Annotated in this window: 16 protein-coding genes; 8 read left to right on the top strand and 8 right to left on the bottom strand. The window is 57.2% G+C overall.

Annotated features, from left to right (window positions below; genetic code table 11):
• Positions 1–15 precede the first annotated feature (15 nt).
• A complete protein-coding gene (gene mltB, locus V2S86_RS01940) occupies positions 16–1,101 on the bottom strand; it encodes a lytic murein transglycosylase B (RefSeq protein ID WP_330760995.1) in 1,086 nt (361 codons plus the stop codon).
• Positions 1,102–1,398: 297 nt separating this feature from the next.
• Here mltB and V2S86_RS01935 point away from each other — a divergent pair, with 297 nt between their 5' ends.
• The 3 genes from V2S86_RS01935 (at position 1,399) to ypdK (ending at position 2,998) form a co-directional block, all read left to right on the top strand.
• On the top strand, positions 1,399–1,848 hold the full coding sequence (locus V2S86_RS01935) for a DUF805 domain-containing protein (RefSeq protein WP_330760994.1): 450 nt from the start codon (positions 1,399–1,401) through the stop codon (positions 1,846–1,848).
• 75 nt (positions 1,849–1,923) lie between these two features.
• Positions 1,924–2,364 (top strand): hypothetical protein, encoded by a 441-nt coding sequence (locus V2S86_RS01930; protein WP_330760993.1) that lies wholly within the window; start codon positions 1,924–1,926, stop codon positions 2,362–2,364.
• A 559-nt stretch (positions 2,365–2,923) separates the two neighbouring features.
• Complete coding sequence (gene ypdK / locus V2S86_RS01925; RefSeq protein WP_086012885.1) at positions 2,924–2,998, top strand: membrane protein YpdK; 75 nt, start codon at positions 2,924–2,926, stop codon at positions 2,996–2,998.
• A 67-nt stretch (positions 2,999–3,065) separates the two neighbouring features.
• Here the strand turns inward: ypdK and V2S86_RS01920 are convergent, their stop codons facing one another.
• From V2S86_RS01920 to V2S86_RS01910, 3 genes are all read right to left on the bottom strand, one after another.
• Positions 3,066–3,590 (bottom strand): cytochrome b, encoded by a 525-nt coding sequence (locus V2S86_RS01920; protein ID WP_330760992.1) that lies wholly within the window; start codon positions 3,588–3,590, stop codon positions 3,066–3,068.
• Positions 3,591–3,699: 109 nt separating this feature from the next.
• Positions 3,700–4,935 (bottom strand): alanine transaminase, encoded by a 1,236-nt coding sequence (gene alaC, locus V2S86_RS01915; protein WP_330760991.1) that lies wholly within the window; start codon positions 4,933–4,935, stop codon positions 3,700–3,702.
• A 117-nt stretch (positions 4,936–5,052) separates the two neighbouring features.
• The gene (locus V2S86_RS01910) at positions 5,053–5,592 is read right to left on the bottom strand and encodes a GNAT family N-acetyltransferase (RefSeq protein WP_330760990.1); all 540 of its coding nucleotides are present in this window, start codon (positions 5,590–5,592) and stop codon (positions 5,053–5,055) included.
• A 171-nt stretch (positions 5,593–5,763) separates the two neighbouring features.
• On the opposite strand from V2S86_RS01910, the gene V2S86_RS01905 reads away from it, so the two are divergent.
• The 3 genes from V2S86_RS01905 (at position 5,764) to V2S86_RS01895 (ending at position 9,541) form a co-directional block, all read left to right on the top strand.
• Positions 5,764–7,008, top strand: a complete 1,245-nt coding sequence (locus V2S86_RS01905) for a DUF1479 domain-containing protein (protein WP_330760989.1) — start codon at positions 5,764–5,766, stop codon at positions 7,006–7,008.
• Between the two features lie 110 nt (positions 7,009–7,118).
• The gene (locus V2S86_RS01900) at positions 7,119–8,810 is read left to right on the top strand and encodes a sensor histidine kinase (protein WP_330763137.1); all 1,692 of its coding nucleotides are present in this window, start codon (positions 7,119–7,121) and stop codon (positions 8,808–8,810) included.
• On the top strand, positions 8,807–9,541 hold the full coding sequence (locus tag V2S86_RS01895) for a LytR/AlgR family response regulator transcription factor (protein ID WP_330760988.1): 735 nt from the start codon (positions 8,807–8,809) through the stop codon (positions 9,539–9,541). Before V2S86_RS01900 ends, V2S86_RS01895 begins: the two co-directional genes overlap by 4 nt.
• Before the next feature lie 10 nt (positions 9,542–9,551).
• Here V2S86_RS01895 and V2S86_RS01890 read toward each other — a convergent pair whose 3' ends face one another.
• Positions 9,552–9,887, bottom strand: a complete 336-nt coding sequence (locus V2S86_RS01890) for a DUF2502 domain-containing protein (protein ID WP_330760987.1) — start codon at positions 9,885–9,887, stop codon at positions 9,552–9,554.
• Between the two features lie 398 nt (positions 9,888–10,285).
• Here V2S86_RS01890 and V2S86_RS01885 point away from each other — a divergent pair, with 398 nt between their 5' ends.
• Entirely contained in the window at positions 10,286–11,512 is a 1,227-nt protein-coding gene (locus tag V2S86_RS01885; protein WP_122289591.1) for an L-lactate MFS transporter, read from the top strand.
• A 64-nt stretch (positions 11,513–11,576) separates the two neighbouring features.
• On the opposite strand, the gene glk is transcribed toward V2S86_RS01885, so the two are convergent.
• Positions 11,577–12,542, bottom strand: coding sequence for a glucokinase (gene glk / locus V2S86_RS01880; protein ID WP_330763136.1), 966 nt, complete (start codon positions 12,540–12,542; stop codon positions 11,577–11,579).
• 343 nt (positions 12,543–12,885) lie between these two features.
• On the opposite strand from glk, the gene V2S86_RS01875 reads away from it, so the two are divergent.
• Positions 12,886–14,133, top strand: a complete 1,248-nt coding sequence (locus V2S86_RS01875; RefSeq protein WP_330760986.1) for an ion channel protein — start codon at positions 12,886–12,888, stop codon at positions 14,131–14,133.
• Here V2S86_RS01875 and V2S86_RS01870 read toward each other — a convergent pair.
• Both V2S86_RS01870 and V2S86_RS01865 read right to left on the bottom strand, forming a co-directional pair.
• On the bottom strand, positions 14,130–14,822 hold the full coding sequence (locus V2S86_RS01870) for an aspartate/glutamate racemase family protein (RefSeq protein ID WP_330760985.1): 693 nt from the start codon (positions 14,820–14,822) through the stop codon (positions 14,130–14,132). The two genes, V2S86_RS01875 and V2S86_RS01870, sit on opposite strands and share 4 nt — an antisense overlap.
• 71 nt (positions 14,823–14,893) lie before the next feature.
• Positions 14,894–15,346, bottom strand: a complete 453-nt coding sequence (locus tag V2S86_RS01865; RefSeq protein ID WP_330760984.1) for a multidrug/biocide efflux PACE transporter — start codon at positions 15,344–15,346, stop codon at positions 14,894–14,896.
• Positions 15,347–15,439: the final 93 nt, after the last annotated feature.

Genomic DNA, 15,439 nt, shown 5'->3' with positions numbered 1-15,439 from the left:
ATTATCATCAGCGCATCAGAACCCGCCGCGCGCTGAACGGCCCACCGCTTCGCCCAATTGCCACACCGCCATGGCGTAATGGGTGCTGTGGTTGTAACGGGTAATGGCGTAGAAGTTCGGCAACCCGTACCAGTACTGGTAGCTGGTGCCCATATCCAGCCGCAGCAGACTGGCTTCCTGCTCATTGCCGAGCGAGCCTTGCGGGGTCAGCCCGGCCGCCGTGAGGGTGGCAATCGGGTAGCGAGTTTTGAAGCCGTTATCCAGCCCCGGCGCCTGACCGCTGGCCGGTACCGCGACAGCCTCGCCACTGATCCAGCCATGTTCTTTAAAGTAGTTGGCGACGCTGCCGATCGCATCCACCGGATCCCACAGGTTGATGTGGCCGTCACCGTTGAAATCAACCGCGTAGCTCTTGAACGAAGAAGGCATAAACTGGCCGTAACCCATGGCACCGGCAAAGGAGCCGCGCAGCTCCAGCGGGTCATCCCCTTCGGAGCGCGACATCAACAGAAAGGTTTCAAGCTCGCCGGCAAAGTAATCGGCGCGGCGCGGATAGTTAAAGGCCAGCGTGGACAAGGCATCGATAATGCGGGTTTTCCCCATCACGCGGCCCCAGCGGGTTTCAACGCCGATAATACCGACAATGATCTCCGGCGGCACACCGTATACCTGCTGGGCGCGCTGCAGGGCTTCCTGATACTGGTTCCAGAACTGCACGCCGTTTTGCACGTTATCCGGCGTAATGAACTTGTTGCGATAACGCAACCAGGAACCGTTCGGCACGGACGGTGCCTGAGTGGTGGGGGTCGGCGCCTGACGATCCATCAACCGCAGCACCGAATCCAACCGTTTTGCCTGGGCCAGCACGTCATGCAATTGCTGACGATCGAATCCGTGTTCCTGCACCATTTTATCGATAAAACGGGCAGTGTTGGGGTTGAAAGCAAAATCACCGCCCAACGGCTGGCCGCTATGTGCCGGCGTCAGCAGGAAACCGCCTTTTACGGCGCTAGCCAGAGGAGCTGCTGGGGTAGGCTTCGGCCCGCTGCTACAGGCTGTAAGTAAGGTAAGCAGAGGGAGAAGAGCAACTAAAGGACGCATTGGATATCCATATAAGCCAGGCCAGTGATAAGTGAGCGTTATGTTAATCCATTGTCAGGTGCGAACAAACTGGATTATGCCGCTCATCTCAGTGCCGGAAGCTAAAATGTTGCAAATCGTGATAAGTCGCACAGAAAACCGAACCTACTTAGGGTAGGCAACCCCATCCAGCAGGATCCTAAACCTGAATTAAATGAAACTGGGTTAGCCTATTGCCACACCGCCAGATGCCACTAGAATAACTTCCCCCTTGGCTGAGGGTTCAGCCAGAGATGATTGCTGCAACGGAATGTTATTTTGGACTCCCTCGGACAGATCGCTAAAAACGCCTTTAAACGTCGAATTCAGCGCAAAGCCTATGTTTTCTCGCTGATTATTTTCGCCGGTAGCCTGACGGCGCTGTCATTCCTGTCGCCCTATCTGGATAAAAACCTGTTCCGCGCCTATGCGCACAGCGACATCGCCGCGTTTTTTTCGGTGTTCGTTTACCTGTTGTGCATCATGCTGTGGTCGCTGTGTTGGATCGGCCTGACGCTGTGGTTTGTCGCCCGCACCGCATTCCGGCTCAATGACGTCGGCACGCCCGGCTGGCCGCTGGCGTTGGTGCTGTATGCGCTCAGCGTGGTGAATAACTACCACCCCGGCCCGGTTGAACGTTGGCTGATCGTCATCAGCCTGATTGGCGTCCTGTGTGCGCTGGCGCTGCCATCGAATGGCCGAGCGGGCAAGCCCGAGCAGGCCGGCTAGCAAAACCCGGCACTGGCTATCTGCAGGCCAAGCGGTCACAATGCCGCATACTCCACGCGCCATACAGGAAACATCATGTCTTGCCACTACCCCGCCCATTACGCCTTTGATAACGAAAGCGACGCCTGGCAGATTCATTTTCGCGATTTTCCTGAACAGCAGGCCGCCTGCTATAAACGTGAAGATATCGAGCTGGAAGCGCAGGAAAGCCTACTGATCGCCATCGCCACGGAAATGGAAGAAGGCCGCCCGGTGCCACCGCCCTCCCGCGCCCTGCCGGAAGATCTGGAAATCCACGTGCCGGTGCTGGTCAACCTCAAGATCGCGTTGCATAACATCATGCTGGCAGGCGCAACATCCAAAGCCGATTTGGCGCGTAAACTGGGCTTTAACGGCGGCCAAATGGATCGCCTGCTGGACGTTGCCTATGCCTCAAAAGTGGAAGCACTGGAACAGGCTCTTTACCTGCTGGGATACGAGGTGCAAGTCTCGGTAGCAGAGAGTCGGCAACAGTAAGAAAAATATTATCGCCGGGGGCTAAATATTCTCCCTTTTTTGCCGATGTGTTCGTTACCGAATCACCAAAAGCAAAAAGTGAAGGCTAAAAATGGAGTGGAGTCGCCGTAATATCTGGACCGTTATTCTGCTGTCGTGCCTTGTCTTCTGGGCGATCCTGTTGACGGGCGCAAACGCCGTCGTCTGATCCCTTTTCATAACATCACAGCAAACATAATTATAAAGCCCGCACCAGCGGGCGATTCCGCTTTGTTCCCGCTAAAAACGTAAATAAAAATCGTTTAAAAACAGTCAGGGCTGAGTAAAAAACAGCCAAAAAGTGTGATCAAAAACACAGTATTGTAATCAGGCTCGCATTGGGAGTACATTAGCGCCGATCCTGTCGTGGTTCATGCTTTACCTCACGGACGTTGAAGCACGACAACCGGATAATCTGTGGTCAAGGACGTTGTTCTTCCTGATTGAAGAACCCGCCAATAAACCGCAGGTTAACCACAAAATACTCAGCACAACAATCGGGATCATTGGCTTGCGAGAAACTCCAGACGGGAGTTGTTCAATGAAATATTTTGTTATGGGCGTTTCGTTCATGCTGGTAGCGTGGATTGGCACCTTTATGCTGATGGTTGCATAACCCTCAGCATGACCGGGAACACAGATAAAGGGGCGCAGAAGCGCCCCTTTGTTGTTTCTGAAGGTGGTTATTTGCCCGGCATCATACGACGCAAGGTGTCATCCTTGCGCAGATAATGGTGATACAGCGCCGCCAGCGCGTGACCGCCGATGATAAAGTAGCCGGTATTGGCGAGCGTTTCATGCGTGCTCTTGATAATGCGGCGCAGCGCCGGGTCCGGCGTGACAAACTGCGGCACCTGCCAGCCCAGCAACACCCACTCCTTTCCCCCGTAGGCCAAGGTCAGCACACCCAGCACCGGCAACGCCAGAAACATCACATAGAGCAGCATGTGGAACACCCTGGCGCCCCATTCCTGCCATTCTTCCAGCGGTGGTGTGGTAGCCGGCGTGGCATGACGATGACGCAGCCCCAGCCGGATAAACATCAGCAAAAATACCGACAGGCCAACGTTAAAATGCAGATTTTTCACCAGTGACACCATGTCATCCGGCACCGAATCCTTCAGCAGCATTGCCGCATAAGTCAGGATCACCATCAGCAGCGTCAGCCAGTGCAAAACAATTTGCGATATCGCGTAGCGGTTGCCCATACACTCTTCCTGATTAATTAAAAAACTTTAATCGAGCATAGTGGGGAAATGATGAAGAAAACCTTAGCGTTGCGAAAAAAACCGGCGCGAATGCGCCGGCCTGAAGCGATTATTTTGCGGCGGGGGCCGTGCTCTTGGCGGGGGTGATCAACCCGTCGGCACGGAACATGGCTTTGATGCCGCGCACCGCCTGGCGGATGCGATCCTGATTTTCTATCAGTGCAAAACGCACGTGGGTGTCGCCGTAGTCGCCGAAACCAATGCCCGGCGATACGCAGACCTTGGCTTCCGCCAACAGGCGTTTGGCGAATTCCAGCGAGCCGAGATGCGCATAAGGCTCCGGTATTTTGGCCCATACGTACATCGCCGCTTTCGGGTTGTCGACCATCCAGCCGGCTTCATGCAGCCCTTTCACCAACACATTGCGGCGCTGGCGGTACTGCTCTGCGATATCGCGCACGCACTGCTGGTCGCCTTCCAGCGCGGCGATGGCCGCCACCTGCAACGGGGTGAAGGTACCGTAATCGTGGTAGCTCTTGATGCGCGCCAGCGCGCTGACCAGTTCCGCATTGCCGACCATAAAGCCGATGCGCCAACCCGCCATGTTGTAGCTTTTCGACAGGGTGAAGAACTCCACCGCAATGTCCTTGGCGCCCGGCACCTGCATAATCGACGGCGCTTTCCAGCCGTCATATACGATGTCGGCATAAGCCAGATCGTGGATCACCAGCACGTTGTACTGTTTGGCCAGCGCCACCACCCGTTCGAAGAAATCCAGCTCAACGCATTGAGCGGTCGGGTTGGAAGGGAAGCCGAGGATCATCATTTTCGGACGCGGGATGGTTTCACGAATGGCGCGCTCCAGCTCACCAAAGAAATCCACGCCGTCCACCAGCGGCACTGAACGCACCTGCGCGCCGGCAATCACCGCACCGTAAATATGGATCGGGTAACTTGGGTTAGGCACCAATACGGTGTCGCCGTGATCGAGCGTCGCCAGCATCAGGTGCGCCAGCCCTTCTTTCGACCCTATGGTGACAATGGCTTCGCTTTCGGGATCAATCTCCACCTGGTAGCGATCGGCGTACCAGCGTGAAATGGCTCGGCGCAAACGCGGGATGCCGCGCGAGGTAGAGTAACCGTGGGTATCGTCACGCTGCGCAACGGCACAGAGTTTTTCCACAATGTGCGGCGGCGTTGGGCCATCCGGGTTACCCATGCTGAAATCGATAATATCTTCACCGCGACGGCGAGCGGCCATCTTCAGTTCGGCGGTGATGTTGAATACGTAAGGGGGAAGACGTTCAATACGCGTAAAACGGCGTTGTGGACTGTTATCAGCCATAGATTCCTCGAAGAGACGTTAGCGCCCGGACCGTCCGAGCGACGCTGACCAGCTTTGTGGTCGGATATTGAACATATCGCAGCGGCGGCGGGATTGTCGATACCCGCCGTAATATTTTTATTTCTCCGCCTGAAACTCCGCCGCCAACAGCCCGAACATCCAGTCGGCGTGCCACTGCCCGGCCAGGCGGAAATTATCGCGCAATGTGCCCTCCAGCTGAAAACCGCACGACTCCAGCAATCGGCGCGAAGCGATATTGCCTGCGGTGACGGTGGCCGTCAGCTTGTGGAAGCCGCAGGCGTTGAAGCCAAAATCCAGCACCGCCCGCAGCGACTCCTTGCCGTAGCCCTTGCCATGTCCGGACGGCAAAATGCCGTATCCCACCTCCGCCTGCCGGCAAGGTAGCCACATCGGGAGAAAACCGGTGATGCCCACCGCCTCACCTCCGGCCTTTTCACGCATCACCAGGCACAGCCATTGCTCCCCATGCTTATCCCAGGCCGGCAGCCGTATCTCAAAGCGCGCGCGTATTTCCGCTTCGGTCAAAGGATCGGCGATATAGCGAATCACTTCCGGGTCCTGATACAGACGTAAAAACAGCGGCCAATCGTCGGCGGTTATCGACTGCAGGGTCAAACGCTCAGTGATCAATTTCATTGCGCCAATCTCCGAAAAACGAAAACAGGGAACTTACGAATGAAAGTTATCCCTTTATTTTCCTCTATTGAATCCAGATAATCGTTAACGTCAAAACAACAAAACCATAACGTCTTACTCAGCCCTCTACAACCGTCCATCGTTGCCCACAGGCAGCGTGAGGAGAACACCATGGCTTCATTACTCATCGACGACATCCCTACCGCGATTAAAACCGTCAAACAACAGCTACGTCAGGCCCTGCCCAACTACCGCGAGGTATTTCTGGCACTGGAAGACAACATTCGCCGACAGGTCGAACAAATCCGCCGGGAGTTGGCCGCCGGTCAAAACCCGGTGCCGCAAATCGATGCGGAGGATATTTTGCAGCAGCGGGTCAGCGAGCAGCAAAAGGCCTTGATCAAACAGCGCGGTGCCTGCGCCATTCGCGGCGTATTCCCCCGCAGCAAGGCCGAAGCCTGGAACCGGGAAATCGGCAGCTATCTTGAGCGCAACAACTTCGTCGAACGCCTGAAAAATGCCGCCGAAGACAACTACTTCGGCAAACTGGCCGCCGGCAAACCGCAAATTTACGGTATTTACTGGTCAAAACCGCAGGTGGAAGCCCGTCAGGACGCCCGCATGCACGCCGTGCAGGTGTTTCTCAACAGCCTGTGGGAAACCGAGAGTAACGGCAAACAGCATTTTGACCCGACCCGGGTCGCCACCTATGCCGATCGCACCCGCCGTCGCCCGCCGAATTCGTCTTCGCTGGGCCTGTCGCCGCACGTGGACAGCGGCACCATTGAACGCTGGCTGGATGAAAATTTCCGCTATGTCTACCGCCACGTGTTCTCCGGCGACTGGCAAGCTTACGATCCGTTCGCCGCCGATGGCCGCACCGAAGTGCGCGAAATCGCATCGCCGGCAGTCTGCTCTATGTTCCGAACCTTCCAGGGTTGGACGGCGCTGACGCCGCAACGCACCAACGCCGGTACGCTGAACCTGGTGCCGATAGCCAACGCCATGGCCTACGTTCTGTTGCGCGCACTGCAAGATGACGTCGCCGAAGACGATTTGTGCGATGCCGCCCCAGGACGCGCGCTGTCAATCTCGGAAAAATGGCATCCCCTTTTACTCAGTGGGATTTCCCCTATTCCCGATTTAGAACCGGGCGACACGGTGTTCTGGCACTGCGATGTGATTCACGCGGTGGAAAATGAGCATAACGGCGAGTTCGACAGCAACGTGATGTACATCGCTGCGGCGCCGGGCTGCGAGAAGAACGATGCTTATCTGCAACGCCAACTGCCCAGTTTTATCGCCGGCAAAACGCCGCCGGATTTCGCGCCCGACGATTTCGAAGTGGATTTCAACGGCCGCGCCACTGTCGATCTGCTGACGCCACTCGGCAAGCAACAACTCGGCATTAAATAGCCCCGAGTCCCGTGGTACGCCGCCCGGCCGCCACGGGGCCACGACGCTGTGGTATACTCCTGCGCATCTGTCCGCCGCAGCGAGAGCCCGTCGTGCACCCTTTTTTTGAAATGCTGTTAGCGGTGTTTGATCGCGCCGCACTGATGTTAATCTGCCTGTTTTTCCTCACCCGTACCCGGTTGTTCCGCCAACTGCTGCAAAAAGAGGACCACACGCCGCTCGAGCTGGGCATGGTCACGGCGATCTTCTCGCTGTTCGCGCTGTTCAGCACCTATTCCGGTATCAACGTCGAAGGTTCGCTGGTCAACGTGCGGGTCATTGCCATTATGGCCGGCGGCATTCTGTTCGGCCCCTGGGTGGGTATCATCACCGGCATCATCGCCGGGACGCACCGCTACCTGATTGATATCGATGGCATTACCTCCGTTCCCTGCCTGATCACCAGCATCATTGCCGGCATCGGCGCCGGTTATATCAATCTTAAAGTGAAAAAAGAGCAGCGCTGGCGCGCCGGCATCCTCGGCGGCATGTTGTGCGAGTCCCTGACCATGCTGTTGATCGTGCTGTGGGCCAAGCCGACCGCGTTGGGGCTGGATATCGTCTCCAAGATTGCGCTGCCGATGATCCTCGGCACGGTGTGTATCGGTTTGATTGTGCTGCTGGTGCAAAGCGTAGAAGACGAAAAAGAAGTGATTGCCGCCCGGCAGGCCAAGCTCGCGCTGGATATTGCCCGCAAAACCCTGCCCTACTTTCGCAATATCAACAGCGAAACCCTGGCAACCATCTGCGACATCATCCGCCAGGACATCCAGGCCGACGCGGTGGCGATCACCGATACTCACCAGGTGATGGCCTATGTCGGCGTGGGGGAAGAGGCTTATCCGATTGGCCGCGAAGGCTTGAGCCGCGTGACCCGCGAAAGCATCCGCCACGGCAAGATCATCATCAAAAACAACCTGGAAAATCCGGCCACGCCGCAAATTCACTCGCAGTTGGTGATCCCGCTGTGGGAAAAAGGCGAAGTGACCGGCGCGCTGAAAATTTACTACTGCCATGCCCATCAGATCACCAATACGCTAAAGGTCATGGCGGTGGGCCTGTCGCAGATTATCTCCACCCAAATGGAGGTCTCGCGCATTGAGCACCTGCGCCAAATGGCGGACAAAGCGGAAATGCGCGCGCTGCAGAGCAAGATCAACCCGCATTTCCTGTTCAATGCCCTGAATGCCATTTCTTCGTCGATCCGCATCAATCCGGACACCGCGCGCCAGCTGATTATCAACCTGTCACGCTACCTGCGCTATAACCTGGAGCTGAACGACGAACTGATCGATATCCGCAAGGAACTGCACCAAATCCAGGATTATATCGCCATCGAACAGGCACGCTTTGGGGCCAAACTGACGGTAATTTACGACATCGACGACGATATCTCGGTGCGTATTCCCAGCCTGTTGATCCAACCGCTGGTGGAGAATGCCATCGTACATGGCATTCAGCCGTGCAAAGGCAAAGGCGTGGTGGTCATTGCGGTGAAGGATCAGGGCGATCGGGTCAAGATTTCGGTCAAAGACACCGGTAACGGCATCAATCAGGAGGTCATCGATCGGGTGGCGCGCAACGAAATGCCGGGCCACAATATCGGTCTGTTGAACGTGCATCACCGGGTGTCGTTGCTGTATGGCGAAGGGTTGCGCATCCGTCGGCTGGAGCCGGGCACCGAAATTGCCTTTTACATCAGCAAAAACGGCGGCAAACTGCAGATGGAAAACAGCGTACTGCCGGCCGGGGAGCCATCATGAAAGCCATTATCGTTGAAGACGAGTTCCTCGCCCAGGAGGAGCTCAGTTACCTGATCAAAAAGCACAGCAACATCGTTATCGAAGCTACCTTCGAAGATGGGCTGGACGTACTGAAATACCTGCAGAACCATCAGGTCGACGCCATTTTTCTCGATATCAACATCCCGTCGCTGGACGGCGTGCTGCTGGCGCAGAACATCAGCAAGTTTGCGCACCGGCCTTCGATTATTTTCATCACCGCTTATAAAGAACATGCGGTGGAAGCGTTCGAAATCGAAGCCTTTGACTACATCCTCAAGCCCTACCACGAAGCGCGCATCGTCACCATGTTGCAAAAACTGGAGGCGCTGCATAACCGGCCCGCCAACGCCCCGGAACAAGCCAGCGCGCCAAACCGCAGCAGCCACAACATTAACCTGATCAAAGACGAGCGGATTATCGTCACCGATATCAACGACATCTACTATGCCGCTGCCGATGAAAAAGTGACGCGGGTCTATACCCGCCGTGAAGAATTTGTGATGTCGATGAACCTCACCGAGTTTTACGGCCGCCTGCCGGAGGAGCATTTCTTCCGCTGCCACCGGTCTTACTGCGTCAATCTGTCGAAAATCCGCGAGATCGTACCCTGGTTCAACAACACCTATATTTTGCGGCTGAGCGACCTGGAGTTTGAAGTGCCGGTCAGCCGCAGCAAGGTTAAAGAGTTCCGCAAATTAATGCGTTTATAACCGCGCCGCATTACCAGCGTGGCCCGGGGCCGTAGTAATACCCCGGCGGCGGAGGTGGCGGCATGCGACGATAATGCGGGCGATCGCGCCATTCGCGCCGTGGCGCTTCGTAGTAAACCACCCGTGGCGGCGGCCCGTAGTAATAACCGCGTGGCCGCTCATAGGCGCGGTGTTCAGACCACCAGCGCGGATCGCGCCAGCGGCCACCGTCCCAGTAATGGCCGCGATCATCGCGGTCGCCAATGTGCAATGAAATCCCCGGCACGTTCACGCCAATGGATACGTCCGCCTGGCTTACCAACGGCATCGACAGTAGCGCGGCCAACAACAACAGTGTTTTTTTCATCTCATGACTCCTGCAGAGCGGAACCCGTCCGTTCGCAGATAACATAGTCCCCCCGCGATCGCCGCTCTATAGGAACAATGCTCATTTACCCATTCCAGACGTTTCCTTCACAATTTGCGCACAATCCTGGACACCGGGCCGACGAAAAATCGTGGCTATCTTTGATGTAGATCACGTGGCGCCAGCGGCATTTCATCCCCTTTTAACCGCTAAAACGGCAACTCATGCGCCACCAGATGCATTTCATTCCTTCCCCCGTGCAACTCATTCCCGATCCGCCGCCGGCTGGTATTACCAGCTTTATACTAGGCCCATACCGCGGGGGCCGCAGAGGGTCTCCGCAAATTTCCGCCAACGGCTGACCGCCCGGCAACGCATATACAGGAAGGAGACCGGCCATGAACACCAAACCGGCAAATCGCAGCTTAATCGTTCTGGGCACCATCATCTGCCAGATGGGGCTAGGCACTATCTATACCTGGAGCCTGTTCAACCAGCCGCTGGTCGACAAATTCCATTGGGGCCTCGGCGACGTCGCCACCACCTTCTCCATCACCAGTTTCTTCCTGGCCTTCGCCACGCTGTTTGCCGGCAAACTGCAGGAACGCTTCGGCATCCGCAACCTGACGCTGTGCTCGGGCATTCTGGTCGGTCTGGGCCTGATCGCCAGCGCCCACGTCAGCTCATTGGATATGATTTATCTGTTGGCCGGCGTCGTGGTTGGGTTCGCGGTGGGTATCGCCTACATCTCCACCCTGTCCAACCTGATCAAGTGGTTCCCGGCCAATAAAGGGCTGATCTCCGGCATCTCGGTGGGCGCTTTCGGCAGCGGCAGCCTGCTGTTCAAATACGTTAACGCCGCTCTGATTGCCGACGTCGGCGTGTCCGCCGCCTTCTTCTACTGGGGTGCGATTGTGATGGCGCTGATTGTGCTGGGTTCGCTGCTGTTGAAAGAGCCGGTGCTGGCCAGCCAGTCTGCGCAGCAAAAGGCCGGTACTTTGGGTAACGACTTCAGCGTGCGCCAGATGCTGGCGACCAAAGAGGCCTACCTGTTGTTCATCGTTTTTTTCGCCGCCTGCATGAGTGGCCTGTATCTGATTGGTATCGTGAAGGACATGGGCGTACAACTGGCCGGGATGGATGTAGCCACCGCCGCCAACACCGTTTCCGCCGTAGCGATTTTCAACACCGCAGGCCGCATCATTCTGGGTACGCTGTCGGATAAAGTGGGCCGCATGCGCGTCATCAGTTTCACCATGCTGGTTACCGTGCTGGCGATTGTATCGCTGAGCTTCCTCACCCTGAACCATACGCTGTTCTTTATCTGCGTCGGTGCGGTTGCCTTCTGCTTCGGTGGCAACATCACCGTGTTCCCGGCGATTGTCGGCGACTTCTTCGGCCTGAAAAACCACAGCAAAAACTACGGCATCATCTATCAGGGCTTCGGTCTGGGCGCGCTGGCCGGTTCGTTCGTCGCCAAATATTTCGGCGGTTTCCATGCCACTTTCATGGTCATCGGCGTACTGTCCATCGCTTCCCTGCTGATCACCCTGTTCATCAAGGCACCAAAAGCGGTCGAACAGGAAGAAGAGAGCCGCGAGCCGGCAGACTTGGTCAAAGCCTGATGTTTAAATAGCAAAAAGGGGCGCAACCCATTGGGTTGCGCCCCTTTTTTGTTGCGGATGCGGGTTACAAATGCATACCCAACGTCTGGCGCAGGTGGGCACCGGCGCCCAGCAACCCCGGCTGCCCATGGGTGATCATAAAGACCGGAATCTCATGCACGTAATCCTTGAAACGCCCTTTATCTTCAAACGCCGCACGGAAACCGGACGCCTTGAAGAACTCCATAAAGCGCGGCACGATGCCGCCGGCGATGTAAACGCCGCCGAAAGTGCCGAGATTCAATGCCAGGTTGCCGCCAAAGCGCCCTAAAATAACGCAGAACAGCGACAAGGCGCGGCGGCAGTCAATGCAGCTGTCGGCCAGCGCGCGCTCGGTGATGTCCTTTGGCGCGAGCTTTTCCGGCAGGCGTTGATCGGACTTGACGATAGCGCGGTAGAGATTGACCAACCCCGGGCCGGACAGCACGCGCTCGGCAGACACATGCCCCACTTCTGCCCGTAGCACCTCCAGGATGCTATCTTCTTCTTCGCTGTTCGGCGCAAAATCAACGTGGCCACCCTCACCCGGCAAGCTCACCCAGCGGCGGTTAACGTGCACCAGGTGCGCCACCCCCAGGCCGGTGCCGGCGCCGTACACCGCAATAGGTTTGTCTTTCTGCGCGCTGCCGCCGCCGAACTGCAGCACATCGTCTTGCGACAGCATCGGGATCGCCATCGACACGGCGGTAAAGTCGTTGATCACTTCCAGATGACTGAGCCCCAGGTTGGCCTGCATCTCCTTGATCGAGAACGCCCAGGTATGGTTGGTCATCGCCACCCAATCTTCGGTGACCGGGCAGGCAATCGCGATGCAGGCGTCCTGCACCTGGATATCTTGCTCCAGCAGATATTGGCGGATCACCGCCTCCAGACTGTCAAACTCCAGGCCGGAATAGGTTTTTGCCTGGGTAATTTCACCCGTCGCCACAGTGCACAACGCCAGGCGGGCATTCGTCCCGCCAACATCACCTACGAGGGCATAGGTCATCAGTATCTTCTCCGCAAAATGAATAATAGAAAGCTGCCCACACTGTAAAATCCCGCCGCAAAAACAACAATCACCATCCTTCGCGCTGCCATCCATTAGCGATCCAGATCACAAAAAACGTTTCAGCTCGATGGTTATGCCGCAGTTTGAAACAAATTGCGGCAAAAAAACGTGCCGTGGCGGCTGTTAACCGTCATAACTGAGAGGCACTATTAATCGGCCGGCGCCCTTTGCCTGTCGGTAATGTCTTGGCATGCCGGCATACTTATCGTCCGGCAAACCGGGGCCACAGCCCAATCACCCGTTCTCCCTGCCGCTCAGGGGGCCATTGACAAGGGATCCTTGCATGCTGCACCCGCGCGCCAATACCATGTTGGCTTTCGCCCTGCCCGCTCTCGTTATCGGTTCAGCCTCAAGCCTGGTGCTCATTCTGGTGATGAAATTCGCCGACGCGCTGCAACGGTTGCTGTGGGTGAACATTCCCGCAGCCTTGAATATCGATACCCACTCGCCCTGGTGGCTGCTCAGCATCCTGACGCTGGCCGGTATCGCCGTCGGGCTGATTATCCGTTACATGCCCGGTCACGCAGGACCGGACCCGGCGACCGAATCGCTGATCGGCATGCCGTTGCCGCTTTCTGCCGTGCCCGGCCTCGGGCTGGCGTTAATCATTGGTCTGGCGGGCGGGGTCAGCCTGGGGCCGGAAAATCCTATCACCGCCATCAATATTGCGCTGGTGGTCGCTGCAGGTTCGCGGCTGTTGCCGAGAGTGCCGCGCATGGACTGGATTATTCTCGCCGCCGCCGGCACCATCGGCGCACTGTTCGGTACCCCGGTTGCCGCCGCGCTGATCTTTTCGCAAACGCTGGCCGGCAATAACGACGTACCGCTGTGGGATCGGTTGTTTGCCCCGCTGATGGCGGCAGCGGCCGGCGCGGTGACCACTCAGCTGTTTTTCACACCGAACTTCGCGCTGCAAATTGACGCCTATGCCGCCACCCGGCTGACGGATATTTTCAGTGGCTCCATCGTCGCCCTGATCGCCATCGCGCTGGGTATGGTAGCGCTGTGGAGCTTCCCCCATCTCCACCGTCTGTTCCATTCGCTGAAAAACCCGGTGCTGATGCTGGGGCTGGGCGGCTTTGCGCTCGGTGTGCTGGCGCTCATCGGCGGGGAAATCACGCTATTTAAGGGATTGGATGAAATGAAGCGGCTGGCTGTCGGGGAAAACTTCTCGGTCACGGAGCTGTTGCTGATTACGCTGACCAAGCTGGCGGCGTTGGTGATTGCCGCCGCCAGCGGTTTTCGCGGCGGGCGGATCTTCCCGGCGGTGTTTGTCGGCGTGGCGCTGGGCCTGATGCTGCATCAGCACGTCCCGGCGGTGCCGGCGGCCATCACCGTCTCCTGCGCCATTATGGGGCTGGTGCTGGTGGTTACGCGTGACGGCTGGCTCAGCCTGTTTATGGCCGTCGCGGTGGTGCCGGAGCTGCACTTGCTGCCGGTGCTGTGCATTGTGATGCTGCCCGCCTGGCTGGTGCTGGCGGGCAAACCCTTGATGCTGGTGGGCAAACACCAACCGCCGCACGACGATTAGGCCAGCGCATATTCCGCGGCGGCGCGCGCATGGATAGCGGTGGTGTCGAATACCGGTACCGAAGCATCCTGCGCGCTGACCAGCAGGCCAATCTCGGTACAACCGAAAATAATGCCCTGCGCGCCCTGCTGTTCCAGATCACCGATAATGCGACGATACTCATCGCGTGATGCATCGCGGATTTTCCCCAGACACAGCTCTTCATAAATAATGCGATGCACGATATCGCGATCGGCCGCGGTGGGGGTAACTACCTCGATGCCGTGCCGCTCTTGCAACCGCCCGCGATAAAAATCCTGCTCCATGGTAAAACGCGTGCCGAGCAGCCCGACGCGGCGGATCCCCTGTTGGCGCACCTGCAATGCCGTGGCGTCGGCGATGTGGATCAGCGGCAAACCGCTGGCCTTCTCAATCGCATCCGCCACCTTGTGCATGGTGTTGGTGCAGATCACGATGGCCTCCGCACCGGCGGCCCGCAACGAGGCGGCAGCGGCGGCCAGCAGGTGCGCCGCGCCGTCCCAATCGCCCTGATGCTGCAGGCGTTCAATTTCGTGAAAATCGACGCTGTAGAGGACGATCTTGGCCGAATGCAGCCCGCCAAGACGCGCCTTCACCTGTTCATTGATCATGCGATAATAAGGGATAGTTGATTCCCAGCTCATGCCGCCCAACAGACCCAACACTTTCATCGTTTTTCCTCGCCTCATTGCCGTATGTTATCTCTCCGACACTACCGGAGAATCGCAGCGATGACGATGCCTTATTTCGCGCCGGAACCGGCCGGTTGACGCGCGTCGAACCAGCGTTGGCGCAGCATGTCGTACACCCAGTTATAGAGCATGGTGTACGGCAGGAAGAACAGGAAGAAACCTATCTCCAGCATAAAGGCCTGCGCGAAGGAAATATTCAGCATCCAGGCGGCGATCGGCACGCCAATCAGGACAAACCCGGCCTCAAAGCCCAGGGCGTGAAACGCCCGTACCTTGAGATTACGCAGCACACGATCCGCCGGCCACAGACGGTCAAACGCCGTGTTATAAATCATGTTCCACACCATGGCGACGGTCGACAACATCACCGCCAACGCACCGACCTGCACCATCGAACGGTTGAGCAACCAGGCACCCAGCGGGGCGCAAATCATCACGGCAATGGCCTCAAAACCGACGGCATGGACGATACGTTCAATGAAAGACTTGTTTTGCAGTTGCATACATCACCTGTTTTTTTACCCTATGAATCTGTCGGGGAGCGGCAAGCCGCCCCGCATTAATCGGAGCTGATTTATGCGCCCCGACTAAAGCCA

Source organism: Serratia sp. C2(1) (assembly GCF_036352655.1).
In the GTDB taxonomy this organism is placed as follows: Bacteria; Pseudomonadota; Gammaproteobacteria; order Enterobacterales; family Enterobacteriaceae; genus Serratia; species Serratia inhibens.
This window is presented reverse-complemented; position numbering and strand designations above follow the sequence as displayed.